Raw genomic sequence first — 25,530 nt, forward strand, 5'->3', positions numbered from 1 at the left:
AGTTTTTTCCTGACGCTAAAACTCAGCGTCCGGCGATCATGCCGGTCGGCTGAAATGGATTGTTAAGAATTTTAATATACTTCCCTTCGATGACCTACTTTTAGGATATAAATCTCCTTCTTTTTCCAGTCTACATTAAAAAGGACTCTGTAATTCCCTATTCTCAACCTGTAATCTGCTAAAGGATGAGTTTTTAAATGTTTTATTTGTGAAATGTTTGGAAAATTTGCTAACTCTTCTATTCCTTGCTTAATTTTTTTCAAGTTCTTCCGATCAATTTTCTTCAAATCTTTAAATACGCTTTTGGCATAAATTATTTTAAACATTTAATTTTTTCCAAATTTCTTCATGAGTAAAAACCTCTCCATTTTCGATCTCTTTTTTTCTTTCTTCAATTTCTCTTTTAAGCTTTTGGTATTTTTCTTGCTTTAAAAGAATTTTGGCAAAATATATAATCTTTTCTTTATCTTCAGGATCAAGTTTGTTTAAGATATCCAATTTTTCCATAATATTTCTCCAACTTGCTTAAATCTTTATCTTGCGAAGTAGGACTTATTTTCTTTTTATCTCGGATCGTTCCATTTGTGAAGTATACTCCTTAGCGGTCTATGCGGTCTTGTTGGGCTGGTAGGCCGGTCAAATATTTGAAAGCGTTTGCGGCTGGGGTTTTGCCAGGTTCGCTGAAGAGGTTTGTTATTACTGGAAGCATCTTTTGCTAGACACCAGAACCCTATGAATATCAAGGGTTTTGAGGTCTATAAAATGTCTACTCTTTGATGACCCCATTAATATTATTACCGTAACTTTCATGTTCCCACCTCGAATTTATGTTTTCTCTAACTTAGCTCTTTGTTTTGTATGACGAGAAAATTTTATTTTCATTATTATTTTCTAACGTCATGGGTCACTTGCCGCCAAGGAGCGCAGCGGATTGGCGGTCAAGTGCACCCAATTGTTAGCATTTTATTTTAATTCAATGAAAGCTTCTTCATTGTCTGTAAATAATTCTGCAATATTATTATGATAAGTAGCTAGCCACGAATATTTGGACTTGATTTTATCGTTTTCTGTAGCATTATATGCATTTCTAATATTATTACCATGTTTTTTTAGCCAGTAGTCAATATTGTATTGATAACCTTCATTAATAATGCGTTGTCTTTCTTCTTTATTAGCATTATTATAGCGTTCAACTTGTTCTTTGGAATAACGCCAATCCAAACCTTCAAGACATATGGTCATATAGTCCAAAAAAATAATTTCTTTATTATCAACTATTCCCTTTCTGAATATACTTAATGGATCTACTTCTGGAGCATACCATTTCCTATGTGGATGATTCGAGAAATATTCAAACACATCATTAGTTATTGCAATCACCGGCACACTAATGGATTGTTCTAAATGATATGCTTGCAATAAACTTTTACTAATTATAATATCTTGATCGCTATACCACCATCCGATATCAATTCCTCCCCTTAGAAAAATCGAGTCAAGTACACATGCAGCTTGAGAATAAGCAAGGCTAAGGAATTCCGACATAAGTGGATCAAAATCGCCTTCACTCTGGGTAGCCTTTGACTTGAGAGGAATATGTATGACCAAACAATCAGAAAAAGCTAATACTTTTTTGTTATATAATTTGTTTATGTGAGAAATAATTTTTTCTGTTGGTTTATAATAAAATTGTTTTTGAACGTGCCATAATTCTTTATAAATAGATTGTATCTCTGTAACAGTTTCAATCTTTGCAATCCTATTTCCAAATCCTAAAATATCAATAAATACGGTAATCCCAATGGATATATCTTCTGGTTTTATCATCATTTCTTATGCTAACGTCCAAACTCAACGGCTCGGCGTATAGCCGGATCCGCTGAAGCGAATTGTTAGGTTTCTTGTTTTTCTCTTTGCGATACACTCTCTAAAGCTTTTTCAACCTTAGCCGAAGCTTTTTCAGCTGCTTCTAAAACTTTTGAAGATGTGGTTTTTATAAGAGCCTTCAACATTTCTCCATCATCTGTACGAAATTCTTTTAAAGCTTCCACTGCATCTATTTCAATAGAAAAATATGGAGCTTCTTTAAATCCTAGTGTATGAGCTATAAAGACTGTTGGAATACTATTTCTAGTTGTATTGTATTCTCTAGCTACTGCATTATATTCTTCTCTCTTTTTCTGTAAATCATTTTCCACATTTTCTAGTTGTTTCATTAACATTTGATATGTTTCGTTCGCCTTAAGCTCAGGAAAGTTTCTCATAATATTATTTAATTGCCCCAAAATTTTATCAGCTTTTTGGTAGGATGTCATTATTTCTGTAATATTAGCTTCTTTTGATATTGTTATATATGTAAGCTTTTCGTGTGACCCATAAGCAGAAGCTATATCAATCAACTTATTTATTAGATCTAACCTCTTTTTCATTGCCACTAAAATATTTGAATGTGCTTCTTTTACTAAATGAGCTTTTCTCTGTAATGAGTTATACTGAATCCCCAAAAAAAACATTGTTCCTATTAAAATCAAGAAAACAAAAGACAATATATCAAGCATTTTAGGCCTCCATAACTTTTATTCATTTTTAGGTAATATAATTCCCATTTTTGCTTCAGCTATCTTAAAATTCGTGCCACTAATATCAACAGCCTTAAATCTTTTTTTAATTAATTCTTTAATATATAATTTATTATAAATAAAAGGAAACACAAACCATGATAATCCGCCAGTGATAATAGCTAACAAAAAACTAATAATTGCCCACTTCCAATCACCTCTAAAAAGAGGGACAAAAACTTCAAAAAATAACATAGTCCATGAAAATCCTATTGGCGCCTCTTTTATTTCTTTGGTAACTGGATGTTGAAAAATAATTTTTCCGTAAGCCATAATCCACATCCTAACGCCAAACCTCAGCGGCCCACTGTAAAGCGGGTCCGCTTAAGAGATTTGTTAGGTGCTCACCTTAAAATCTTTTGACAACATTAACGAGGCCATAGAGGCACTAATAAAACATATCCCTTTAATTTTTTTTGCTATTTTAAATCCTTCATTTCTGTAAGTTGAAAGCATTTCTGCTAATTTCCCTAATTTATCAGTTGATAAAACCATTTTTACAGCAGTTCCACTAAAAAAATGTCTTAGCTGAAAATGTTTTTTACCATTTTCATTTAATAAAATGCCATGGTCACCACTACAAATAAAAAACTCCCCTCCATTTCTACAAAGGCGACTTGTCATGTACAAACCAAATCCGGAATTGTGCCAAGGATCATTTCTATTAATTCTTCTCCCCTTGAAAACTTTACCAGATATACCAGGTAGCAAGGCCTGTTGAATTGCATCTGAGTGAGATTCTATTTTTAGATAAGGATTACTAGATAAGGCCTTTTTAATCCCTTTACCTGAGTCCAGTATTGCTATTTCCGCTTTATGATATTGTGGCCAATATTGAGCGCAGTACCATAGGTCAGGGGAATCGCTATGTTCTAAAATATTTCTTAGTATTTCTCTCAATGAATATGTTATTGTTTCAGCTAAATTTCCATATTTTTGCTGAGTTAATCTTATTGCTAACTCTTCAGATTTTGACTCTATAATTTGTTGGACTGGTGCCAAATTATCTTTAGCTTCTTTTTCAATATCCGATAACTTCCAAGAAGTTACTGGAAGATATGTACTACTCCCAAATGCTTCACCTGGTTTTTTACCGTGATCTAGATAAAAAGCCTTAAAAAAGCCCATATGGGCTGCATAATTTTTATTTTGATGGTTTTTACACCAAATACATCTGTGATCATTGAATTTTGAATAATCTCGAATAATTTTGGCTACATAAATCATTGAAAATGGCTCAATTCTCCCCATTTGAGCAAAATCAATTACAACTTTATGATTTCGTGGGATAGAAAATAAGTTGTCACAAAAGGCCAATACAGCTTCCAGTGATGGATTTTGCGGAAAATATACCAATGTCTTCATTATATGTTGCCTAACATATCTTTTATGCTTTCTTGGATAGCCCCCCTCTAAGGCTATATTAAATTTGGCCATATATCAGAACTTCGCCAAAGTCAAACAGCTTTTTCAATAATTTTTTATGAAAAATTTTTTATTTTTAAAATTTTAAAAGATTATTTAGAAATATCTTAAATAAAGAGCTTAAATCTCTCCAAAAAGGATGGTAGCTTTTTATGTAAACTTGAGAGAAGTAATATAATTTTCTAATATTCCCTTTGGCGTGTAAGCAAAAATGGAAAAGGATAACTTATCTAGCCGTGGAAAGAAACGTGGCGCCCTCTACCCAGAACCAGGCCTTGAATGCCTTGCTCTTTTTCTACCGTAAGGTCCTCGAAAAAGACATCGCTTCATACATCGAGGCCGTAAAGGCCCGGGAGAGGCCAAGGTTTCCGGTGGTGCTTTCCGAGCTTGAGGAGACCTATTATCTAGTTTGTGTCCTGATGTACGGAGGAGGTCGCCTAGGAAGCCAGGCGGTAAGATTGTGCGTGAAAGATCTTGATCTCGAACGAGGGCTTGTAACGGTCTATTCGGGGAAGGGTGATCGGGACCGGATAACCGTTTTTCCCAAGAGGCTTGTTCTGGAATTTGAAAATTACTCGCCAGGGTGCGTAAAATCTACGAGCAGGGTTGGCGGACGGAGGGCGGCGGGGGGCCGCGGTGGTTAGTCAGCTGGATCGCTGAAGGGTTCTTTAGGGCCGGTTTTTTTCGGTTGAAGGGGCCATCGGCCCCGAATAGAATGTCCCTAGGGTCGGCTCTTCCTATACCCAGGGGTAAAAAGGCTTCAAGGAAATTCTTTGCGGAGCGTTCGAGCATGGGTAAAGATCCCGGTGGGCAGGTCGGAGGGCTTCTTTCGTATCTGGCGCTGAAAGAATCTCTGGCTGAAATCCAAAACTTTTTGCAGGAGCTGGCCAGGAGGGGCGAGGTTTATGTCACCGGAGGAGCGGTAAGGGATATCCTGCGGGGAGATAGGGTAGGAGACCTGGACCTCACGGTGGTGGATCTCTCTCCGCGAGAGGTGGCGGAGGAGGCCGCAAGGAGGCTTTCCTGGGCTCTGGTTCCGCTTCACGAGGAGTTCGGAGTCTTCCGGGTGGCGCGCGGGAGTTTTAGCCTGGATATTTCCGGCCTTCGTCCCGGGGCTATGAATATTGAGGACGATCTTCGGTTGAGGGACTTTTCCTTCAATGCCCTGGCAGTTCCTCTTTCTAAAGCCCTTGAGAGATCGCCTTCGGAGTGGCCTCTTCTTGATCCCTGCCAAGGGCTTCGGGATCTTAAAGCTGGTCTGATCCGGGCTATCTCTCGACAAAATCTTATAGATGATCCCTTGAGGATCTTAAGGGCCTATCGTTTTTACGCCTTGGGATTCGGAGAAATAGAGGCGGAGACCCGGAGGTGGCTTTCGGCAGAAAGGGCAAGGCTTTCGAAGGTAGCCCGGGAGCGCATTCTCTATGAGCTTATGCTCATTCTCGGCCGAATGGCTGGAGAGGCCTTTTCCCTTATGGCCGAAGACGAGGTTCTCTTCGAGATCTTTCCCGAATTCGCGGAAGCCCGGGGGGTGCCCCAACCCTCCTTCCATCACCTGGATGTTCTGGGCCACAGCCTTCTCGCCCTCGCAAGAGCCGAGGAGGTCCTGCGGGCCCCGGGTAAGTTTTTCGGGGATCCCGAACCCTTCGCGGAACTTCTCTCAGACCCCGAGCGAAGGATAGCCGTCAAATTGGCCGCCCTTTTTCACGACCTCGGGAAACCGAGAACTTTTGCCGTTCGGGACCGGATCACCTTTTACGAACACGAAAAAGTGGGGGCCCGGATCTTTCTTGAGATGGCGGAACGATTGCGTTTCAAGAAGGATCTCGCTAAAAGGGTAGCCCATCTCATCCGGAACCACATGCGGCCCTTTCATTTACTTGCTGAAAAAGAAAAAGGCCGACTTACAGCCAGGGCCAAGAGGAGGCTTTTGAGGGATGTTCCAGAGTATCCCGATCTCTTTGTGGTGGCCATGGCAGATGGTCTGGCGGCGAGAGGTCCGGACAAGGACCCAGACGAAGAGGAAAAACTTGCAGAATTTTTTAGGGAACTCCACGAGTTTTACCGAGAAACCTTGCGGAAGGTGGAGAGGAAGAGACTGGTTACCGGCCGTGACCTCATAGAGATCTTCGGACTTGCGCCTGGTCCCATCTTCCGGAAACTCCTTGAAGCCGTAGAGGAGGCCCAGGTTGAGGGCCGGGTAAAGACCCGCGAAGAGGCCCTGGAGTATATCGCCGGAATCATAGATACCTTATAGACCTCCTTCATTTTAGGGGTGGTCGGCCACGGCGGATGGGGAAGTGGTTTTCGAGTGCCAGCTTCTTGATACGGTAGCGGAGTTGTCGGAAGGTAAGCCCTAGTTCCCGGGCCGCACGGGCGATAACAAAGTTGTTACGGCGCAAGGCCTCCAAGATTTCGTCAGCGGAAGGTTCTTTTAAAAAGACCTCGGTGGTTAGGTTCCTCCTCTTTCCACCATTCTTAAGATTTTCTTCAAGACTCAAAAGCTGGGAAACCAAGGCCTCAGGTACCAGGTTTTCCTCAGCCACGATAAAAAGCCTTTCAAGGACATTCTCTAGCTCTCGCACATTTCCAGGCCAGGGATATTCTACCAGTTTCCGCAAGGCCCCTGGGGAAAGAATCAAGCCTCTTCCATAGGTCTTTTCCATGCGGTGCAGGAGGAATTTGACCAATCCCGGAATATCCTCTCGTCGCTCACGAAGAGGGGGGATATAGATGGGAAAGACATTGAGCCGGTAGAAAAGATCCTCCCTGAAGGCCCCTTCGCGGACGAGTTTTTCTAGATCCCGGTTGGTGGCCGCAATGATGCGCACATCCACCCGTCGGGTCCGAGTGCTTCCCAAGCGTTCGAATTCCCGCTCCTGAATGAAACGCAGGAGTTTGCCCTGAAGCGGTAGCGGCAGTTCCCCGATCTCGTCTAGGAAGACCGTGCCTCCGTCAGCGAGCTCCAGGCGTCCGGGCTTGCTGCGATCTGCCCCGGTAAAGGCCCCTCGTTCGTAACCGAAAAGTTCAGCCTCAAGGAGATTTTCCGGAAGGGCGGCGCAGTTAACTTTCACGAAAGGCTTTCCGCGTCTGGGGCTGAGTTCATGTATGAGTCTGGCCGTAAGGGTTTTACCTGTGCCGGATTCCCCGAGTAGCAACACCGTGGCCCGAGCTGGAGCTACCTGTTTCACCAGGCTCAAGACCTCTTTCATCTTCGGGCTACGAGACCCATACATGAACTCACTGAAGCGGGCCTTAAGTTCGTCCCTTAAGGCCAAGTTTTCCTCCCGGAGGTGGGTCTCCCGGGCCTCCACGCTCCTTTTGAGCTTCACAAACTGGGCAATCAGAAAGGCCATGACCTCTAGGAACTTCACGTCCTCCTCAAGGGCCACCTGGTAGCTGAAGAGCCTATCCACCCATAGGACACCCAAGGTTTCATGCTCGGCCCGGATGGGCACTGCGATAAAGGAAATCACCTCCTTGGTAAGGCGCCGGGCACCGGTGCGGTTTAAAAAGAGCGGCTCTTGGCTCACATCGGAGACTATGCAGGGTTCCCCGGTAGCAAAGACCCTCCCGGTCACGCCTTCCCCGATTTCATAAATCCCCTGCGCCTCTTCTTCCGGACTCAAGCCATAGGAAGCCTTAATCTTCAAGTGTCCTGAAGCCTCGTCCCATAGGACTATGGAAGCCCTTTTCATATCGAGCTTTTCCGCCAGGATACGGAGGATCCTGCGTAGGGTTTCCTCAAGCTCTAGGGCCTGTCCTATAAGTTCATGGGTGGCGTAAAGAACTTCTAATTTTAGGGCTTCTAGATTTTTCATTTTTTACACTTTTGTTAAATAAAATCTAACAAATGTTAAACCAGTATATCCTAACCAACTTTTCCACTTCCTGTTTATTTAGCGGCCGGCCTAGTTTAGAGGAGAGTTTGCGGACCTTTTTTACCAGGCTTTCGAGCTGCTCTTCAGGGAATTCAAGTTTCCACTCCTTAAACAAGGCCTTCAGGGCCGCCCGTCCGCTTTTGGCCCCGAGCGATAGTTCCCTCTTCAGTCCCAGGGCTTCCGGGGGAAAAGGTTCATAGAGTTCTGGGGCCTTTTTGAGACCTTCCACATGAAGGCCACTTTCGCAGTAAAAGAGTTTCCGGCCTACTACAGGCCTGAATTCTGGAATAACCTCACCGGCTTGCCAGGCTACATAATGAGAAAGTTTCGGAAGAAGCTCTATACGATAGTGCTTCTGACCTTTTCGGAAATAGAGATAGGCCAGCACCTCTTCAAGGGAGGCAATGCCGGCCCTCTCCCCTAGTCCCAGAACACTTACATCCACCCAGTCGGCTCCGGCGGCAAGGGCAGAGACGGCGTTGGCTGTGGCTAGGCCGAAATCATTGTGGCCGTGAAACCCTATTTCGGTTTCTGGAAAAGCCTTCTTGAGGGCCCGGATGAGTTCCGCTACCTCCAAGGGATTGAAAAGCCCTAGGGTATCCGAGATCCTTATCCTTTGTGCCCCGGATGAAATGGCCACTCTACAAATTTGAAAAATAAAAATCCTGTCAGCCCGAGAAGCGTCCTCAAGCCCCAGGGTGACGCATGGAGAGTATCTCGCGGCTAGCGATATCATCTCCTCCGTCTTTTTAAGAAGGACCTCGGGATCTAAACGAAGCCGGCGTTTGAGCTGGATATCCGAAACTGGTACTCCAAGATTAAATCCCACTTCCGGCAACCGGGCGGCCTTCTCTATATCTTCTTTTTTTAAACGCAACCATACGCTGAATCTCACTCTCTTAGACACCCTACGGGCGGAAAGGATCAGAACCCGCAGCCTTTCCTCTCCCACCACTCCGAGCTCCACTTCCTCAACCCCCAGATCCGCAAGACGCCTCACAATTTCCCTCCTCACCCTGAACGGAAAATACACCCCCCAGCGCTGAGTCCCCTCCCTTATGGTGGTGTCCATGAGCCTCATCACCAAAAATAAAATGCAAAAAACATTCCACTTTTTAAGAAACTTGCAAATCCTACAAATTAAACTCGCAAAACCTACCAGTCGGTTTTTGGTGAAAGGTCCCGTACACCGCGAAAGCCTTAAAAATCAAAGGATTCGGGTTATGGCATCCTCCTTGCTCTCTGGGGGGACAAAAAAGATCCGAGAAGGAGGGGCTTATGGGAGAAGGGACCAGAAAGATTGGCATATACGGAAAGGGTGGCATAGGAAAATCTACTACTTGCCAGAATTTGGCCGCGGCTCTGGCTCACTACTACAACAAAAAGGTCATGATCCACGGTTGCGATCCCAAGGCTGATGCTACGCGTCTCATCTTGGGAGGGAAGCCGCAGGAGACGGTCCTAGATCTCCTACGCGAAGAAGGCGAAGAAAACCTCACCTTGGAGAAGGTGGTAAAGACCGGCTTTGGGGGGATACGGTGCGTGGAATCCGGAGGACCGGAACCGGGAGTAGGGTGTGCCGGCCGTGGTGTCATCACCGCTATAAATCTCATGGAGGAGCTCGGGGGTTATCCCGAAGACCTGGACTTTCTCTTCTTTGATGTCCTAGGGGATGTGGTCTGCGGAGGGTTTGCCATGCCGGTTCGTGAGGGCAAGGCTCAGGAAATTTACATCGTGGCCTCCGGAGAGATGATGGCCATCTATGCGGCCAACAACATTTGCCGGGGGATGGTGAAGTATGCCCAGCGCACCGGAGTGCGCCTCGGAGGAATTATCTGTAACAGCCGGAAGGTAGACCGCGAAGAGGAGATTATGCAGGAATTCTGCGAGCGGCTCGGCACCAAGATGATCATGTTCATTCCTCGGGACAACATCGTCCAGAAGGCCGAATTCAACCGTAAGACCGTGGTGGAATATGAACCTGAACATCCTCAGGCCCAGGCTTACAAAGAGCTCGCCCGCCGCATCATGGAAAACCGAGACCTCGTTATTCCGAAACCGCTTTCCATGGACGAGCTCGAAAGCTTGGTGGTGAAATACGGTCTGGTCTAGCAGGCCGGAAATCTCCTAAGGAGGCAAATCATGAAGATGATCAAAGCCGTAATAAGACCGGAAAAGACGGAAGAGGTGGTGGAGGCCCTGGCTCAGGAGGGCTTTCTGGCCCTAACCAGGGTGGACGTAGTAGGACGAGGAAAGCAGGGGGGCCTTACGGTGGGAGAGGTGGTTTACGACGAGCTCCCCAAAAGCCTCCTTCTCCTGGTGGTTCCGGACGAAGAGGTCGAGCGGGTCTGTACCACCATTATGGAGGCCGCCCGCACCGGGCGCTTCGGAGATGGCAAGATCTTTGTCTCGCCGGTGGAAGAGGCCTATACCATCCGCACCGGAAAGGCCGAACTCTAGGAGGTGAATCATGGCCTTAAAGGAGATTATAGCCATTGTGAGACCCAACAAAATGCTTGCCACCAAGAAGGCCCTCGAGGAGATGGGATTTCCCTCCTTTACGGCCTTTAAGGTGCTTGGCCGAGGGAAACAGGGAGGGAGGCTTAAGGAACTCGCCTATAGGGTAAGCCCTGAAGTGGCCGAAAAGCTCGAGACTTCCTCTTATGGTTTCATACCCAAAAGGCTCCTTTTGGTAGTGGTGCCGGAGGCCATGGTCCCCAAGGTAGTGGAAAGAATTATTCGAGTAAATCAGAGCGGTGAGCACGGAGACGGCAAGATCTTTGTGCTCCCGATGGAAGGGGTCTTTAGAGTCCGCACCGGTGAGGAGGGCCTTGAGGCCCTTTTCTAAGATAGGAAAAGGAGGTTAGCAAATGATCAGACATCCATGTTTTGATGAGACTGCTCATCGGACAGTAGGAAGACTTCACCTTCCGGTAGCTCCGCGGTGCAATGTGCAGTGTGCCTATTGTGATCGACGGTATCCCTGCGTGAGTGAAAATCGGCCCGGGACCGCGCGCCGGGTAATCCCTCCTGAAGAGGCTCCAGACTATGTGGAGATGGCCCTTACGCTTGAACCTCGCATAGAGGTGATAGGTGTGGCCGGCCCAGGGGATCCGTTGGCTAACGAAGAGACTTTCCGGGCACTCTCACGGGTGCGAGAGGCCTTTCCGAGACTCAAGTTCTGCGTTTCCACCAACGGTCTTTTACTCAAAGAAAAACTCCCGGACTTGGTTTCTCTTGGAGTACAGTTTCTTACCGTTACGGTGAACGCTGCCACCCTGGAGACCGCCTCCAAATTCTACCTTTGGGTGCGTTACCAGGGGAAGAAGCTTACCGGAAAAGAGGCCGCAGAAGCGATTCTTTCTTGCCAGATGGAAGGTTTGAGGGAGGCTGCCAAGGCGGGTATCCGGATCAAGGTCAACACCGTGCTCGTGCCGGGAATAAATGATGCGGAAGTAGGTGAAATTGCCCGTAGGGTATGGGAGGCCGGGGCCCATCTCATGAACATCATCCCCCTCATTCCTCTGGGACGTTTTCGTGACCGGCGGCCACCCACGGAGGCCGAACTCCGCTGGGCTAGACGGTTGGCCTCCCGGTTCATGCCTCAGTTTCTCTCTTGTCGGCGCTGCCGGGCCGATGCCGCTGGTGTTCCAGGTGAAGGCGATTCCTTACAGACAATTCTATGGGCGGCTGCCATATCTTAAAAAATAAAGGAGGGACGCCATGGGTTACTATCAGATGAAATGTGATGCCTGCATCCCTGAAAGGGTAAAGCATGTTTGCATCGTAGATGAGGACAGGAAGACCATACCCAGATGTAATGCTCCTACCGTACCGGGTGATCTTACGGAGCGTGGGTGAGCCTTTGCCGGGGCCCGCGGGGTCGTGGGCGGACCAATTACGGATGTAATTCAGATGATACACGCCCCGGTAGGCTGCGGTTATTACACTTGGGGCACGCGCCGCCATCTAGGAGACGTTTACAACTGGGCCGCTCCCGGAGTGCTTGAAAATGAGGCCAACCATCGCCGCCACTGTTACACCACGGCCATGACCGAGCAAGATATCATTTTCGGCGGTGCGGAAAAACTGAAGAGGGCCCTACTTGAGGCCTTTCGTATCAATCCCGGTGCTCAGGGAGCCATTATCTATAACACCTGTTCCACCGCCCTTATCGGGGATGACATCGAACAGGTGGCTCGAGAGGTATCCGCAATGGTGGGCAAACCCGTCTTTGCTTGTGCCTCTCCGGGTTTTTGTGGAGTCTCTCAGTCCAAGGGACACCATGAATTTAACACTCAGTTTTACCGGTGGCTCCTCAAGTATCGTGAGAAACATCCGGAAGTATGTATGAAGGAAGAGGAGAAGACACCCTACGATGTTAATCTCATCGGTGATTACAACATTGACTGGGACTTGGTTACGGTAGTGCCGCTTTTTGAGAAGTTGGGTCTGCGGATACTTAATGTCTTTACGGGGAATGCCCGTCTTAAGGACCTTTTTAAACTTCCAGATGCCAAATTGAATATTGTTCACTGTCAACGTTCGGCTACCTACATCGCGGAACTTCTAAAGGAGGGCTATGAGATTCCTTTTGTCCGTGTGAGCCTCTTCGGAATCTCCCAGACCGCAAAGTCGCTTCGAGATGTAGCGGCCTGGTTCGGAGAAGAGAAGATGAAGCGTCGGGCCGAGGAAATTATCGAGGAGGAGACCGCGGCTATAGAGAAGGCTCTTTCCTGGTATCGGGAAAGACTTTCCGGAAAGCGGGTGGCCATTTATGTGGGAGCTCCACGGGTATGGCACTGGCCAAAGGTAATGGAGGAACTAGGGATGGAGGTGGTGGCCTGTATGACCACCTTTGGACACAAAGAGGACTATGAGAAGATCGTCCAACGCGTAAAACCGGGAACTCTCGTTATCGATAATCCCAACGAGTTCGAGATCGAAGAGATGATCGAGACTTGTAAACCCGATCTTTTCCTCACCGGTCTCAAGGAGAAGTATCTTGTGCGTAAGTTCGGGGTGCCGACCCTCAATTCACATTCTTACGAAGCCGGGCCGTACGCTGGTTTCCGCGGGTTTGTGAACTTTGCTCGAGACATTTACCAAGCGGTTTGTGCCCCGGTATGGCGACTCGCCCGTAACGAAATTTAAAACTTTTGGGGAGGTGAATCATGATAAACCACGTATCGGAAATACCCATAGAAGGGATAACCTATAAACAACTCCGCATAGAAAAGAAGCCTTTGACGCCGGAATATGTTCCACCACCTCCGGAGCTGGTGCCGGCAGCCAAACGGGCAGTTTGCATTGATCCCAGCCGCACCTGTATGCCCTTCGGGGCCATGTGGGCTACGTTGGGGGTACATAGGGCTATTCCTTTTGTACAGGGAGCCCAGGGTTGTACCACTTACGTGCGCTATACTTTTTCCCGTATTTTCCGTGAACCGGCTTCTATCGCTACGGCCTCCTTTCATGAAGATGCCGCGGTCTTCGGTGGCCGTAAGAACCTTATTCGCGGAGTGCGGAACTTGGTCTGCCGCTATAAACCGGAGCTCATCGCTATCGTTACCACCTGTTCAAGTGAGGTCATCGGAGATGACATCCAGAGTTTTCTTGCCGAGGCCCAGGACCTTATGGAGGAAGAATTCGGACCGGAGGTGCTTGATCTTACGAAGTTTGTGGTGGTAAACACTCCGAGCTTTGCCGGATCCCATGTGGAGGGCTACAACCGGGCCGCACATGAGTTCCTCAAGGCCCTTTCACGCAAGAGCGGTCAACCTTCCGAAGACCTATACTTCATCCCTGGATTTCTCATGCCCGGAGATTTGCGGGAGTTAAAACATCTCTTTGAGCTCATGGGGGTATCCTATCATATCCTCTTTGATATAAGTGATACTCTCGACTGTCCGCTGGTGGGTATGCCCAACAAGATCCCCTATTATCCTCCGGGAGGTACCCGGGTAGAGGAGTTCGTGCGGGCCGGAGATGCGAAGGCTATTTTCGCTCTTTCGCCGGATGCCGGGGGAGCCGGTGCGAAATGGCTTTCCCGTCGTCACAAGGTATCGGCCTTTGTGCTTCCCATGCCTATAGGGGTGGGCAATACCGATGAGCTCCTCAAAACGGTAAGTGAGGTCTCGGGGCGGCCCATTCCGGAGGCTATACGCTGGGAACGGGGCATCCTCCTTGACGCCATGGCCGATACCCTGCACTACACCATGATGAAACGGGTAGCCATCTGCGGTGACCCGGATTTTGCGGCAGCGGCCACGCGCTTCGTCTGCGAACTCGGTATGATTCCAACTTACATTCTCGTGGGTACCAAGAGTTCTTCGGCTGCGGAAGAGATTTGGAAAGTATGTGAGGAATATAATTACAAACCGGTCATCATGAACGGTAGCGACCAGTTCGAATGGGAGTACGCCCTTAAGAACGACAAGCCAGATGTGATCTTGGGACACTCGCGATGTGTAAATATTTCGAAAGAGATAAGGGTGCCGCTTGTCCGGTTTGGTTTTCCGGTTTATGACCGGATAGGCTATCAACGGGAACCCATCGTGGGCTATCGGGGGGGAGAACGTTTTCTGGCCCGGATCGTAAACGCCATCCTGGATCATCACTATCCGGACGACCGGACGCATCAGTAAAGGAGAATAGAATGAGGTCTTGCGGAAATTACGGCTGTATGCCTTTGAGAATTAAGCCCTGCGGTCTTGCGAGCGAACCTGGGGGCATGACCCAGCGAAGCTGCGTTTATTTCGGCGCCCGCTATGTGCTTGGGCCGATACGGGAGGCGGTGCATCTGGTGCATGGCCCCGTGGGCTGCGGTTACTATGGAGCTATGGTCCGGGGGGAGGCCAAAGACCTCTTTGGAACCGCACTTACAGCCGGAGAGATTATTTTTGGAGGTCTTGATAAACTGAGGAAGGCCCTGCATGAGGCCTTTGCCCTTAGACCCTCGGCCCGCGGGGCCTTTTTGTACGCTACCTGCACAACGGGGCTTATCGGGGAAGATCTTGCAGGCCTTGCCCGCGAAATCGAGAGAGAATCTGGACGCAGGATCGTGGTGGTGGACTGTCCGGGGTTTTCCGGAAAGAGCCAGGCCGGGGGCCACGCTGTGGCCTACCGGAGTTTACTTAACTTGGTTCGGCCCTTTTCCAAGGCCGAGCACCCCACGGTAAACCTCATCGGAGAGTACAATGTAGCTGGAGAGGCCCGGGAGATAAAACGACTTCTTGAGAAACTTGGGGTTAAGGTCCACACGGTGCTTACCGGTGATACCCGTTTTTCGGAGATAGAGCGACTTTCCCGGGCTCATCTGAATCTCCTTTTCTGCGGTTCAACCGCTAGGGAGTTTGCCTCGGCCCTGAAGGAGCGATTTGGTCTTCCCTACCTAAAGGTCTCCTTTTATGGGCTTTCGGCCGTGGGGGCTTCTCTTCGGAAGGTAGGAGAGGCCTTGGGCCTCTCTTCTGACAAGGTGGAGGATCTGATTCGGGAGGAGGAGACCCGGACCTTTAGGGAGATAAGGTCCTGGCTTAAACTCTTTTCCGGAAAAAGAGTACTGGTGGTACTTGGGGCCGGGAGACTGGGACCCTTAGGGAGAATGCTTAGAGAACTCGGCTTTGAGGTCATAGGGGCGGCTTCGGTCTTCGGGAGCTCCGAAGATCACCAAGAGGCCGCTCCCTTTTCCGGTTTTCTTACCGATGATCCCGGAGATGACGAATTTGAAAGGGCCCTTTCTATGCTTAAGCCCGATCTCGTGATCACCAACGCCCGAGAGCAGTGGCGAGCGGTAAAACTTGGTTTTCCCACCCTCTCTTTTCCTCAAGAGCGCAGACGCGGCCCCTACACCGGTTATCAAGGTTTTGTCAATTTTGTTTATAGTTTGGTCCGCGTTCTTCGGGCTCCGGTGTGGCGCCTCAAAGCCCTATAACCTGAACCGCAAAAAGTTCCCTCGCCAAAGACCTTACCTACTTATAAAACCATCTCGAAAGGATCATTTTCGGCCTTTTTAAGTTACTTTTTGTCACTTTTGTAAACTACATTATTAACAATAATGTCATAAAAATCGTTAAGCTGCTTTCATTAAATCCTTCTAGGGCTATTCGTTACAGTAATTTTCATATTTGGCATAAATCTTGTATTCAAGATTGGTAAAAACGAAGGAGGAGGTAGGGTATGGAGAGTGGCAGGTTTTATTCGGGTAAAAGGGTTGGGCCGATTTTATCGGCGGTGTTTTTACTGGGCTCAGGGATGGCCCTGGCCGGGGACCCCACCGGGGCCGAAACCCTGAAGTCCGACCCCGGGCTTCCGGTGGACTATGTCTGGGTGTTGGTGTGCGGATTCTTGGTGATGTTCATGCAGGCGGGCTTTGCCTGTGTGGAGGCCGGTTTCTGCCGGGCCAAGAATGCCACCAATCTCTTAACCAAGAACCTCATGGACTTTGTGGTGGGGGCACTGGTTTTCTGGGCCGTGGGTTATGCCCTGATTACCGGCACGGACTGGAAGGGCCTCATCGGGACTTCGGGCTTTTTCCTCTCTGGTGAGGGTTACGATGTCGGCAACTACCTTTCCTTTTTCTGGCAGATGGTCTTTGCCGCCACGGCGGCGACCATCGTCTCAGGGGCCGTGGCCGAACGTATCAAGTTTCAGGCCTATCTCCTTTATTCCATAGCGATTACCGGTTTCATCTACCCGGTTTACGCCCACTGGGTCTGGGGCGGGGGTTGGCTTTCAAAACTGGGCTTCGGACTCGGACACCTAGACTTTGCGGGCTCCGGTGTGGTGCATGCCGTAGGAGGTTTGGTGGGGCTTGCCGGGGCCATCGTTCTCGGGCCGCGTTTTGGAAAGTTCGACAAAAACGGCAAACCCCGGGCCATTCCCGGGCACAACATCCCGTTGGCTGCGCTCGGGGTCTTCATCCTCTGGTTTGGCTGGTACGGCTTTAACCCCGGTTCCACCTTTTCTGCCCATCACCTGCGCATCTCGGTGATCGCGGTGAATACCACCCTTGCGGCCGCGGCGGCCTCCCTTACAGCCCTTATCCTCGTGCTCGCCAAGACCCGAAAGTTTGATCTCGGTATGGCCCTGAACGGCGTGCTTGCTGGCCTGGTGGCCATTACCGCTCCCTGTGCCTGGGTTGAGGCCTGGGCCGCGGTGGTGATCGGTATCGTCGCTGGCATCATCCTTGTGGCTGGGGTCTATTTCCTTGAGGCTATAAAGGTTGATGACCCGGTGGGAGCCGTCCCGGTACACGGTTTTAACGGCCTATGGGGTCTTATCGCCGTAGGTCTGTTTGCCGATGGAACTTACGGAAACTACGCCATCGAACCCCCCTTTGTGAAGGGACTCTTCTACGGGGGCGGGGTAGATCAGCTCATCGCCCAGGTGATCGGGGCGGTAGCGCTTTTCGTCTGGGCCTTCGGTGCGGGGCTTGTGCTCTTCAAGGTGCTCGATCTCGTAGTCGGCATCCGGGTCTCTCCGAAGGAGGAGATTCAGGGGCTTGATCTATTTGAACACGGTACCCCGGCTTATCCCGAATTCTATACCGTAAGGAGGTAAAACCATGAAGGAAATAAGAGCCATCATCAGACCAGAAAAAATGGAGGAGGTTTTGGCGGCTTTGGAAAAGGTGGGCCATCCCGGGGTCACGGTCTATCAGGTGGAGGGTCACGGGCGGCAGGCCGGCCTGGTGGAACAGTTCCGGGGACGGGAATTCCGGGTGGATCTCTTGCCCAAGATGGAAGTGAGGGTGGTCTGTAAGGACGAAGATGTGGAGAAGATTATGCAGGCCATCGCTTCGGCGGCCCGCACCGGCGAGATCGGAGACGGAAAGATCTTCGTCTACGAGGTCATCGAGGCCCTTAGGATACGCTCCGGCGAACGGGGAGAGGCCGCTATTTAAATTTTTTGTTGGACAAATGTTAAAAAATTGTTTAGACTATCAAAATTGAATGTTAAAAAAATAACAAAAATGTAAAGGGAGGTGTAGGATGGGAGGTGCTAGAAGGATCTGGGTAGTGTTAGGGTTTGTGGTATTCGGGTTATGGCTTCTTGCGGGAGGGGTAAGGGCCGAGGAGGCCAAGCCCTCGGCGGATTTCACGGTGGATGTGCTCTCGCAGTATGTCTGGCGGGGCTTCGGACTTTCGGACGACTCGGTAGTGATTCAACCCTCGATGACGGTCTCCTACCTCGGGGCCTATGTGAACCTCTGGGGTAACTATGACACCGACGAGAAGGGTAGTGACGATGCCAACTGGAACGAGACGGATTTCACGTTCGGATATACCTACGACAAGTTGCCCTACGGAATGAGTCTGGATGTAGGAGGCATCTATTACGCCCTGGATGGTATCGACGATTCCTTTGAGCTCTTTGCCGGGCTTTCGGCCACCTGTCCGAAGACCGGGATCAACTTTGGTCTTACGATTTATCGCGAACTCTCCCACTATCCCGGCACCTGGTATGAGCTCTCGGCCGGGCGGGACTTTGGGCTACCCTGGTACAAGGCCACTTTGAGCCTCTCGGCCTCGGCCATGTACCTCGACTCCGACGACAAGGGTGCCTATCCCGATCCCGACGATCCTAACGATGAGTTTTCCGGCTGGCTCTATCTCCAGCTTGGGGCGGAGGTCAGCGTCCCGGTTGGTCGGTACTTCACCGTGACTCCCAAGGTCTACTACAGTTTTTCCCTTTCCGACGACGCCGACGATCTCATTGAGGACGGCTCCTGGGACAACCACCACGACCACTTCTTCGGCGGCGTGAGTGTGAGCTTTTCCTTCTAAGGTATTATCCTCGACTCCGAAGAAAGGGCCCGGTTTGGTCTTGTAGGCCAAACCGGGCCCTTTCGCTTTATAATTCAGCCTTTAGGCCGGGGTCGGAATCGAACCGGCCAGCTACCCCTATTCTGGGTGCCCACAGGGTTTGCAGCCCCGGGGGAGCACCAGCCCCCTCTCCCGGCCCCCAGTAGAGAATTATATCTTGTTCATTTCTATTACAGAAATAGATTTTAAAAATAAAAAGGGGGGGAGAGATATTGGTGAGTGGAGTAATATTATTAAAGTCGAGGTTTTAAGGTGAGAGGACTTTACTATTCACTAAATCAATTCCTGAAGGAGAGATTCGGAGAGCGGGTCCAGAAGGTGCCGCTTGATGCGGGGTTCACCTGTCCTAACCGGGACGGTAGCAAGGGTCGGGGCGGGTGCCTTTATTGTAACGCTTACGGTTCCGGTACCGGTGCTTTCCGGGAAGGGCTTTCGATAAGGGAACAGATGCTCCGCGGCATGGAGCACATGGCCCGCCGCTACGGTGCCCGGAAGTTCCTGGCCTATTTCCAGGCCTTCTCGAACACCTACGGCCCGCTGGAGGTCCTTCGCGCCCGCTATGAGGAGGCCCTGGTGGATGAGCGGGTGGTGGGATTCTGTGTCGGAACGCGTCCGGACTGCGTGGATGAGGCTGTGGCCGGCGTTCTTGCGGAGTTCAAGAATCGAGACCTCATGGTCTGGGTGGAACTCGGGCTCCAGAGCGTGCACAACGAGACCCTTGCCCGTATAAACCGGGGCCATACCTTCGAGGACTTTGTGAAGGCCCTTGAAGTCTTAAAGGCGCGAGGCCTTCTCGTCTGTGTGCACATCATCTTCGGACTTCCAGGGGAGTGGCATCTTGAGATGCTTGAGACCGTAAAGACGCTCGCCCGGTTGCCCATTGATGGTATCAAATTTCATGAGCTCTACGTGGTGAGGGGGTCCGGGATGGAGAGACTCTATCGAGAGGGTCGGTATCAGCCTTTAACCCAGGGGGAATACGCAGATCTCGTGGCCGAGGCCATCGCTCATCTTCCTCCGAAGGTAGTCATTCAGAGGCTTACTGGAGATCCGCGGCCGGAGGAACTGGTAGCCCCGGATTGGGCCCGGGACAAAGCCGGCACCCGCCGCCTCATTGAGGAGACCATGTTAAACCGCGGTCTCTATCAGGGGAAGTATCTGGAATAGATTCCTTACCGTCAGCCGCTTGCCGGGATATAGGCTCCGGAATAGAATGGAGGGACTATGAAATGGGATAAAAGGAAAATTCTTGAGATCGATCGGAAACATATCTGGCATCCTTTCACCCAGATGAAGGATTACGAAGACCGGGACCCTCCGGTCATCGTGGAAGCCCAGGGGGTGAAATTCCGAACCATAGAGGGTCGTGAGCTCTACGATACCATCTCCTCCTGGTGGACCAATGTGCACGGGCATCTCCATCCGCTCCTAAATGAGGCTATCCGGGAACAGCTCACCCGACTGGATCATGTCAATTTTTCCGGTTTTACGCATCCGTACGCCGTGGAAGTAATCGAGAGACTCCGGAGGTTTCTTCCTCCAGAGCTTTCCCGGTTCTTTTTCTCGGACAACGGTTCCACTGCGGTGGAGGTGGCCCTCAAGATGGCCTTTCAGTTCTGGCAAAACCGGGGTTTTACCCGCAGGACCCGCTTTGTTTGCCTGGAGAACGGCTATCACGGAGACACCATTGGGGCCGTGAGCGTGGGTGGGGTGGATCTCTTCTTCAAGCTCTACAAGCCCCTGACCTTTAAGACCTTTCGGGCTCCGGCGCCTTACTGCTACCGCTGTCCCGAAAATCTCGACCGCAATTTTACACTGGAGGCTTCGAAACCTTCTTGTAATTTTCGATGTCTTGAGGAGTTAGAGAAAATTTTTAAAGAATATCATGAAGAGATCTGTGCCGTGATCGTGGAGCCCAGGTTGCTGGCAGCCGGAGGTATGATTGTCTATCCCGCCGAATACCTGCGGGGTTTGATAGAGTTGGCTCGGCGATACGAGGTTCTCACCATCTTCGATGAGGTGGCTACTGGGTTTGGCCGTACCGGCACCATGTTCGCCATGGAACAGGCGGGGGTGGTACCGGATATCCTCTGTCTGGCAAAAGGACTTACCGGTGGAGTGCTCCCTATGGCCCTTACAGTGACCACCGAGCGGATCTTCCAGGCCTTTTACGCTGATTACCTTGAGGGTAAAACCTTTTACCACGGCCATTCCTTTACGGCCAATCCCATCTGTTGCTCGGTGGCCATAGCCAACCTTAAACTCTTTGAGGATGAAAAGCCCCTGGAGAAGGGTAGGGAGGTCCGGAACTATTTCCATCGGCGTCTCGTGGAACTCTTTTCGGATCGTCCCTATGTGGGAGACATCCGCTACCTTGGATACGTGGGGGCCGTGGAACTAGTGGCGGACCGAAAGACCAAGAAACCCTTCCCACCGGAAAAGCGCGTGGGTTTTCGCATCTACATGACCTCCCTTGAGAGGGGGCTGGTTCTTCGTCCCCTTGGGGATGTGATCTACTGGTTCCTGCCCCTCTGTGTTACCAAAGAGGAGGTGGAGGAGATCCTCACCCAGAGTCTGGCAGTCATTGAGGAAGTGGTCACGGATCTGTCTGCCGGCTAAAAGCTATGCTAGAGGACATTCGCCGGGAACTTGCGGGCCTCGAAGACAAAGGCCGGCTCCGGACTCTTCGCACGATTTCGGAGAGGCGTGGTCCTTTCGTGGAGATCGAGGGTCGGCGGCTCCTTAATCTGGCCTCGAACGACTATCTGGGTTTAAGTGTTGGGCTTGAGCCGGATAAAATCCTTGAGATCCTTCGTGAATTCGGAACGGGTGCCGGAGCCTCGAGACTCCTTTCTGGAAACCACCTCTACTATGAAATCCTGGAGGAGACTCTGCGGTCCCTTTACGGGCGCCCGGCTCTGGTTTTCGCAAGTGGATATCTCGCAAACCTGGGGGTGCTCTCCGGGCTTCTCGGTCGCCGGGACGTGGTCTTCGCCGACAAGCTGATTCACGCCAGTCTTATCGATGGTCTGCGCCTCAGCGGAGCCACCTTCTACCGCTATCCTCATCTCAATCTCGAACTCTTGGAGGACCTTCTCAAGGAGCACCGGTCCCGTTTCCGACGGGCCGTGATCCTAACCGAATCCGTCTTCAGCATGGATGGAGACTTTCCGGATCTGAGAACCTTGGTGGCTCTGAAGAAGCGTTACGAGGCCTTCCTGATGGTGGACGAGGCCCATGCGGTAGGGGTGTTCGGGAAGAGGGGGCTTGGTCTTTCCGAGGAAGAGGGCCTTCTCGAGGAGATAGATGTTCTGATAGGAACCTTTGGAAAAGCCCTGGGAAGTTACGGGGCCTTTGTGGTCACCCATGAGGAGATTCGTCGTCTCCTCATCTCGCGGGCGCGATCTTTCATCTTCACTACCGCCCTTCCGCCGGTGGTGGTGGCGGCTTCTCTGAGCGGGTTGAGGAGAGCCGTTGACATGGAGCGGGAAAGGCGTAAGCTCCGGGAACTTTCCCGGAAATTACGGCGCGAACTCCGCTTGTCTCGAGGAGGGCTTCAAGACGAGGTCCCCATCGTGCCGGTGATTATCGGAGAAGATCGGAAGGCCCTTGAGGTCTCGAAAAGGCTCTTTGAGGCCGGCTTCTTTGCCCCGGCCATCCGTCCCCCCACCGTCCCAGAAGGCACAGCCCGACTGCGGCTTTCCCTTTCGGCCTCCATGGACTGGAGCCACCTTGAACCCCTGATCGGAACTTTGAGGTCGCTGGCGTGCGCCTAGCTCTCCTGGGAAACCTTGAGGCCGAGGAACTGATCGTCTTCTTTGCCGGCTGGGCCATGGATGAACGGCCCTTTCACGGACTCTGTGGAGAGGAGACCGCCGTGGCTGTGCTCTACGATTACCGGGATCTTGAGCTTCCCGAAATTCCTAAGGGATACAGCCGGGTCTATATCTTGGCCTGGTCCCTTGGAGTCTATGCGGCTTTGAAAAATCTTTCTTCCCTCGATGGAGAAATCCTTTTCCTTGCAGGCACCGGCGCTTTCTCTCATCCCGAATTTGGGATCCATCCCCGCGTGATGAACCTCACCCTTAAAGGCCTTGAGGAAAGGAGAGAGAAAAGTTTGCTGGCCTTTTACGCCAACATGTTTTCGGGAGAGCTGGGGCTGGAGATTTTCCTTGAGAACCAACCCCAGAGAAACCTCTCCGAGGTTGTTGAGGAACTGAAGATGGCGGCCGAGAGGGGGCCCCTCTTTCCTTCAAATTTCAGTAAGGTCCGGGCCGTCTGTACTTTGAGGGATCGCATTGTGCCCTTTGAGGCCCAATTAAGATACTGGGAAAGGGTAGGGGTCCCGGTGAGGACCTTGGAGGCCGGCCATTTCCCCTTCTATCGCTTTTCTTCCCTTAAGGAGTTATTTTTTAGGGAAGATGTATAACGGTTCCGTTGGCCAAAGGGCTAAAATCTCACGGGAGCAGCTTAGGCGGCGCTTCAGACGTGCTATGCCCTCTTATGAGAAGGCCGCCGTGGTCCAGAAGAGGATGGCCGAAAGGCTCGCCGAGGTCCTGGCGGAGCTCTCCTCTTTCTATCCCCGGGTCCTGGAGATCGGGGCCGGGACCGGGTTTTTCACCAGGGCCGCCAAAGAGAGGTTTTCTTGGTCCCTTTACCTGGCCTGCGATCTCCTTCCGGAGTGCGCTTGCTTTCTTGAACCTTTAGGAGTCCACTTCGTAGTGGCCAATGGGGAGGATCCCTCGTGGGTTCGGGGAACCTTTGATCTTATAGTCTCAAATGCGGTCTTTCAATGGTTCGAAGACCTCGGAGAAAGCCTCCTGGCCCTTGCCGAACGTCTGTCTCCGGGAGGGTTCTTGGCCTTTACCACCTTCGGACCGGATACCATGAGGGAAATACCTCGGGAACCTCCTCCGGGTCTCCTGTCTCTCCCTCGTCTGACCTCTCTGAAACCTCCAGGTTTGGAGGAGATTCGGGCTTTTCGCTGGCAGGAGGTTCTCTATTTTGAAGAGCCCCTGGCGGTCCTGCGACATATCCGGGAAACCGGGGCCCTGGGGGGCTTGCCCACTCGCTGGTCGCTCAGGGCCCTTAAGGCTTGGCAGCAGTCTTACGAAAGGTATAAACTGGAAAAGGGCTATCCCCTTACCTTTGAACCCATATTGGTAATATGGCGAAAGGTCGGATAATCTTCGTTACCGGAACGGATACTGGGGTTGGCAAGAGCTATGCCACCGGGGTCCTTGCTAGGGCCTATCTGGCCCTGGGAAAGACCGTCATCACCCAGAAACCCGTTCAGACTGGAACCCGTGAGCCGGAAGACATCTTGATCCATCGGCGTATGATGGGCCTACCTCCGGATCCTCCGGAGCTTCTTTCCCTTACTTGTCCCTATATCTTTAAGTATCCCGCGGCTCCGGAGACCGCGGCCTCCCTTGAAGGCCAGAAAATAGATTCCGGACATCTTTTGGCGTGTCTTAGGGAACTATCGCAGACCTATGAAGTGGTTTTGGTGGAGGGGGCCGGCGGTCTTTACGTGCCTCTCACCGAAGATCTCACCGTCCTGGACTTCATTTCTCTTCTCATGTGTCCGGTCTTAGTAGTCTCGGCTGCTAGACTCGGGACCATCAATCATACCGTATTAACCATAAAGGCCTTAAAGGCCCGTGGTCTGTATGTGGCCGGATTGATCTATAACCTCCATTTTGCTACCGATGAGTTCCTAGCCGAAAGAAGCTTGGAAGACATTAAGCGCCTCGCGGAGATAGATCAGGTTCTGAAACTTCCAAATATTACCGATGAAATACCCTCGATTGAGGCCCTTCTCTCCTTCGTTGAGAACACCCCGGGCCTCAGGCCCTAAGCCCGGAGGTGTAGCCTAGATCTAGAATCATCTGTCGGTCGTCGGAGAGGTTGCGGCCCATGGTGGTGAGGTAGTTTCCTACCATAAGGGCATTGGCCGGAAACAAGATAAGGGCCTGAAGGTCCCGTAAATTATATTCTCGTCCTCCACAAACTCGAATCTCGGCCTCAGGGAGCATAAAGCGTAAGACCACAAGAATGGCTAGACACCTGAGAGGGGTTAGATAGGAGGCTTCCTCTAGAGGGGTCCCCGGGATGGGATGCAGGAAGTTAACCGGCACGGAGTCAACTTCTAGTTGACGGAGGGTTTCTGCAAACTCAAGCACGTGTTCCGGACTTTCCCCCAGGCCAAAAATCCCGCCACAGCAAAGAGAAAGCCCCACTTCTTTGACCCTTTCGGCAGTTTTAAGTCGTGCTCGCCAATCCTGGACGGTGCAGATGTGGGGGTAGAAGCTCCCGGCGGTCTCCAAATTGTGATGATATCGAGAAAGCCCGGCCTCCTTGAGTGCCCGCAGTTCCTCTACCCCCATTTGCCCTAAGGAGGCGCAGAGTTTGAGTTCTGGAAACTCCTTTCGGCAGCGCTCTATGACTCGAAGGAGCCGTTCAAGATCCTGCGGCTCCAGGGTTACCCCACTGGTCACGAAGCTAAAACGATCAATTCCGGCCTGTGCGGCCCTTTCGGCCGCCGAAAGGAGTTCATTCTCAGAGAGCAGGGGGTATACCGGGGCTTCCGTATGCCAGCGAGCCGACTGGGCACAAAACTTGCAATCCGAGGGACAACGTCCGCTTTTGGCGTTTACAATAGCACAGGTTTCAACCCGCCGGCCAAAACGCCTTTCTTTAAGCCGGCGGGCCTCCTCCAGATACGGCCAAAGTTCAAACTTGCCCTGGAGGAGGGCCCGCAGTTCTTCAAAATTCACC

General features: G+C 50.8%; 27 protein-coding genes. 18 read left to right on the forward strand and 9 right to left on the reverse strand.

Going from position 1 to position 25,530, the window contains the following annotated elements:
- Positions 1 to 71: 71 nt before the first annotated feature.
- The 6 genes from TDIS_RS03650 to TDIS_RS03675 all read right to left on the reverse strand — a co-directional run bounded on the left by TDIS_RS03650 (position 72) and on the right by TDIS_RS03675 (position 4,055).
- The gene (locus TDIS_RS03650) at positions 72 to 326 is read right to left on the reverse strand and encodes a type II toxin-antitoxin system RelE family toxin (protein WP_068669423.1); all 255 of its coding nucleotides are present in this window, start codon (positions 324 to 326) and stop codon (positions 72 to 74) included.
- Complete coding sequence (locus tag TDIS_RS03655; RefSeq protein ID WP_068669424.1) at positions 319 to 507, reverse strand: hypothetical protein; 189 nt, start codon at positions 505 to 507, stop codon at positions 319 to 321. The genes TDIS_RS03650 and TDIS_RS03655 overlap by 8 nt, the downstream gene beginning before the upstream one ends.
- 456 nt (positions 508 to 963) lie before the next feature.
- Positions 964 to 1,830 (reverse strand): hypothetical protein, encoded by an 867-nt coding sequence (locus tag TDIS_RS03660; RefSeq protein ID WP_153303747.1) that lies wholly within the window; start codon positions 1,828 to 1,830, stop codon positions 964 to 966.
- Positions 1,831 to 1,892: 62 nt separating this feature from the next.
- Positions 1,893 to 2,558, reverse strand: coding sequence for a LemA family protein (locus tag TDIS_RS03665; protein WP_068669428.1), 666 nt, complete (start codon positions 2,556 to 2,558; stop codon positions 1,893 to 1,895).
- Between the two features lie 18 nt (positions 2,559 to 2,576).
- Positions 2,577 to 2,891: a hypothetical protein gene (locus TDIS_RS03670; protein WP_068669430.1), complete on the reverse strand. Its 315-nt coding sequence runs from the start codon at positions 2,889 to 2,891 to the stop codon at positions 2,577 to 2,579.
- 63 nt (positions 2,892 to 2,954) lie between these two features.
- Positions 2,955 to 4,055, reverse strand: coding sequence for a hypothetical protein (locus TDIS_RS03675; protein WP_084270941.1), 1,101 nt, complete (start codon positions 4,053 to 4,055; stop codon positions 2,955 to 2,957).
- Between the two features lie 224 nt (positions 4,056 to 4,279).
- On the opposite strand from TDIS_RS03675, the gene TDIS_RS03680 reads away from it, so the two are divergent.
- Both TDIS_RS03680 and TDIS_RS03685 read left to right on the forward strand, forming a co-directional pair.
- Entirely contained in the window at positions 4,280 to 4,687 is a 408-nt protein-coding gene (locus TDIS_RS03680; RefSeq protein ID WP_068669432.1) for a phage integrase N-terminal SAM-like domain-containing protein, read from the forward strand.
- Between the two features lie 146 nt (positions 4,688 to 4,833).
- Complete coding sequence (locus tag TDIS_RS03685; RefSeq protein ID WP_161939468.1) at positions 4,834 to 6,300, forward strand: CCA tRNA nucleotidyltransferase; 1,467 nt, start codon at positions 4,834 to 4,836, stop codon at positions 6,298 to 6,300.
- 7 nt (positions 6,301 to 6,307) lie between these two features.
- Here the strand turns inward: TDIS_RS03685 and TDIS_RS03690 are convergent, their stop codons facing one another.
- A complete protein-coding gene (locus tag TDIS_RS03690) occupies positions 6,308 to 7,864 on the reverse strand; it encodes a sigma 54-interacting transcriptional regulator (protein WP_068669436.1) in 1,557 nt (518 codons plus the stop codon).
- 25 nt (positions 7,865 to 7,889) lie between these two features.
- Entirely contained in the window at positions 7,890 to 9,005 is a 1,116-nt protein-coding gene (locus tag TDIS_RS03695) for a homocitrate synthase/isopropylmalate synthase family protein (protein WP_068669437.1), read from the reverse strand.
- A gap of 197 nt (positions 9,006 to 9,202) precedes the next feature.
- Between TDIS_RS03695 and nifH the strand changes: the two genes are divergently transcribed.
- The 16 genes from nifH (at position 9,203) to bioD (ending at position 24,610) form a co-directional block, all read left to right on the forward strand.
- The gene (gene nifH, locus TDIS_RS03700; RefSeq protein ID WP_068669439.1) at positions 9,203 to 10,036 is read left to right on the forward strand and encodes a nitrogenase iron protein; all 834 of its coding nucleotides are present in this window, start codon (positions 9,203 to 9,205) and stop codon (positions 10,034 to 10,036) included.
- 30 nt (positions 10,037 to 10,066) lie between these two features.
- Positions 10,067 to 10,384, forward strand: a complete 318-nt coding sequence (locus tag TDIS_RS03705; RefSeq protein WP_068669441.1) for a P-II family nitrogen regulator — start codon at positions 10,067 to 10,069, stop codon at positions 10,382 to 10,384.
- 10 nt (positions 10,385 to 10,394) lie between these two features.
- A complete protein-coding gene (locus TDIS_RS03710) occupies positions 10,395 to 10,772 on the forward strand; it encodes a P-II family nitrogen regulator (protein ID WP_068669443.1) in 378 nt (125 codons plus the stop codon).
- 22 nt (positions 10,773 to 10,794) lie between these two features.
- On the forward strand, positions 10,795 to 11,628 hold the full coding sequence (locus tag TDIS_RS03715; RefSeq protein WP_068669445.1) for a radical SAM protein: 834 nt from the start codon (positions 10,795 to 10,797) through the stop codon (positions 11,626 to 11,628).
- Positions 11,629 to 11,647: 19 nt separating this feature from the next.
- Entirely contained in the window at positions 11,648 to 13,078 is a 1,431-nt protein-coding gene (locus TDIS_RS03720; RefSeq protein ID WP_153303749.1) for a nitrogenase component I subunit alpha, read from the forward strand.
- Between the two features lie 20 nt (positions 13,079 to 13,098).
- Positions 13,099 to 14,571 carry a nitrogenase component 1 gene (locus TDIS_RS03725; protein WP_084270943.1) on the forward strand — a complete coding sequence of 491 codons (1,473 nt, stop codon included), beginning with the start codon at positions 13,099 to 13,101 and terminating at the stop codon, positions 14,569 to 14,571.
- Between the two features lie 11 nt (positions 14,572 to 14,582).
- Positions 14,583 to 15,857: a nitrogenase component 1 gene (locus tag TDIS_RS03730; protein WP_084270944.1), complete on the forward strand. Its 1,275-nt coding sequence runs from the start codon at positions 14,583 to 14,585 to the stop codon at positions 15,855 to 15,857.
- Positions 15,858 to 16,102: 245 nt separating this feature from the next.
- Positions 16,103 to 17,485: an ammonium transporter gene (locus TDIS_RS03735; RefSeq protein WP_068669449.1), complete on the forward strand. Its 1,383-nt coding sequence runs from the start codon at positions 16,103 to 16,105 to the stop codon at positions 17,483 to 17,485.
- A gap of 4 nt (positions 17,486 to 17,489) precedes the next feature.
- Positions 17,490 to 17,828, forward strand: a complete 339-nt coding sequence (locus TDIS_RS03740; protein WP_068669451.1) for a P-II family nitrogen regulator — start codon at positions 17,490 to 17,492, stop codon at positions 17,826 to 17,828.
- A gap of 88 nt (positions 17,829 to 17,916) precedes the next feature.
- On the forward strand, positions 17,917 to 18,711 hold the full coding sequence (locus tag TDIS_RS03745) for a TorF family putative porin (RefSeq protein WP_068669454.1): 795 nt from the start codon (positions 17,917 to 17,919) through the stop codon (positions 18,709 to 18,711).
- A gap of 291 nt (positions 18,712 to 19,002) precedes the next feature.
- The gene (gene mnmL / locus TDIS_RS03750; RefSeq protein WP_068669456.1) at positions 19,003 to 19,917 is read left to right on the forward strand and encodes a tRNA modification radical SAM protein MnmL/YtqA; all 915 of its coding nucleotides are present in this window, start codon (positions 19,003 to 19,005) and stop codon (positions 19,915 to 19,917) included.
- A gap of 57 nt (positions 19,918 to 19,974) precedes the next feature.
- Positions 19,975 to 21,369, forward strand: coding sequence for an adenosylmethionine--8-amino-7-oxononanoate transaminase (gene bioA, locus TDIS_RS03755; protein ID WP_068669458.1), 1,395 nt, complete (start codon positions 19,975 to 19,977; stop codon positions 21,367 to 21,369).
- 5 nt (positions 21,370 to 21,374) lie between these two features.
- Positions 21,375 to 22,526 (forward strand): aminotransferase class I/II-fold pyridoxal phosphate-dependent enzyme, encoded by a 1,152-nt coding sequence (locus TDIS_RS03760; protein ID WP_068669460.1) that lies wholly within the window; start codon positions 21,375 to 21,377, stop codon positions 22,524 to 22,526.
- Complete coding sequence (locus TDIS_RS03765; RefSeq protein WP_068669462.1) at positions 22,517 to 23,179, forward strand: pimeloyl-ACP methyl esterase BioG family protein; 663 nt, start codon at positions 22,517 to 22,519, stop codon at positions 23,177 to 23,179. The genes TDIS_RS03760 and TDIS_RS03765 overlap by 10 nt, the downstream gene beginning before the upstream one ends.
- Positions 23,172 to 23,936, forward strand: a complete 765-nt coding sequence (locus tag TDIS_RS03770; RefSeq protein WP_068669464.1) for a methyltransferase domain-containing protein — start codon at positions 23,172 to 23,174, stop codon at positions 23,934 to 23,936. Before TDIS_RS03765 ends, TDIS_RS03770 begins: the two co-directional genes overlap by 8 nt.
- On the forward strand, positions 23,918 to 24,610 hold the full coding sequence (gene bioD / locus TDIS_RS03775; RefSeq protein WP_068669465.1) for a dethiobiotin synthase: 693 nt from the start codon (positions 23,918 to 23,920) through the stop codon (positions 24,608 to 24,610). The genes TDIS_RS03770 and bioD overlap by 19 nt, the downstream gene beginning before the upstream one ends.
- On the opposite strand, the gene bioB is transcribed toward bioD, so the two are convergent.
- Positions 24,600 to 25,529 carry a biotin synthase BioB gene (gene bioB, locus TDIS_RS03780; RefSeq protein WP_068669466.1) on the reverse strand — a complete coding sequence of 310 codons (930 nt, stop codon included), beginning with the start codon at positions 25,527 to 25,529 and terminating at the stop codon, positions 24,600 to 24,602. The genes bioD and bioB overlap by 11 nt on opposite strands.
- Position 25,530: the final 1 nt, after the last annotated feature.

The sequence above is a fragment of the Thermosulfurimonas dismutans genome (assembly GCF_001652585.1).
Taxonomy (GTDB): Bacteria; Desulfobacterota; Thermodesulfobacteria; order Thermodesulfobacteriales; family Thermodesulfobacteriaceae; genus Thermosulfurimonas; species Thermosulfurimonas dismutans.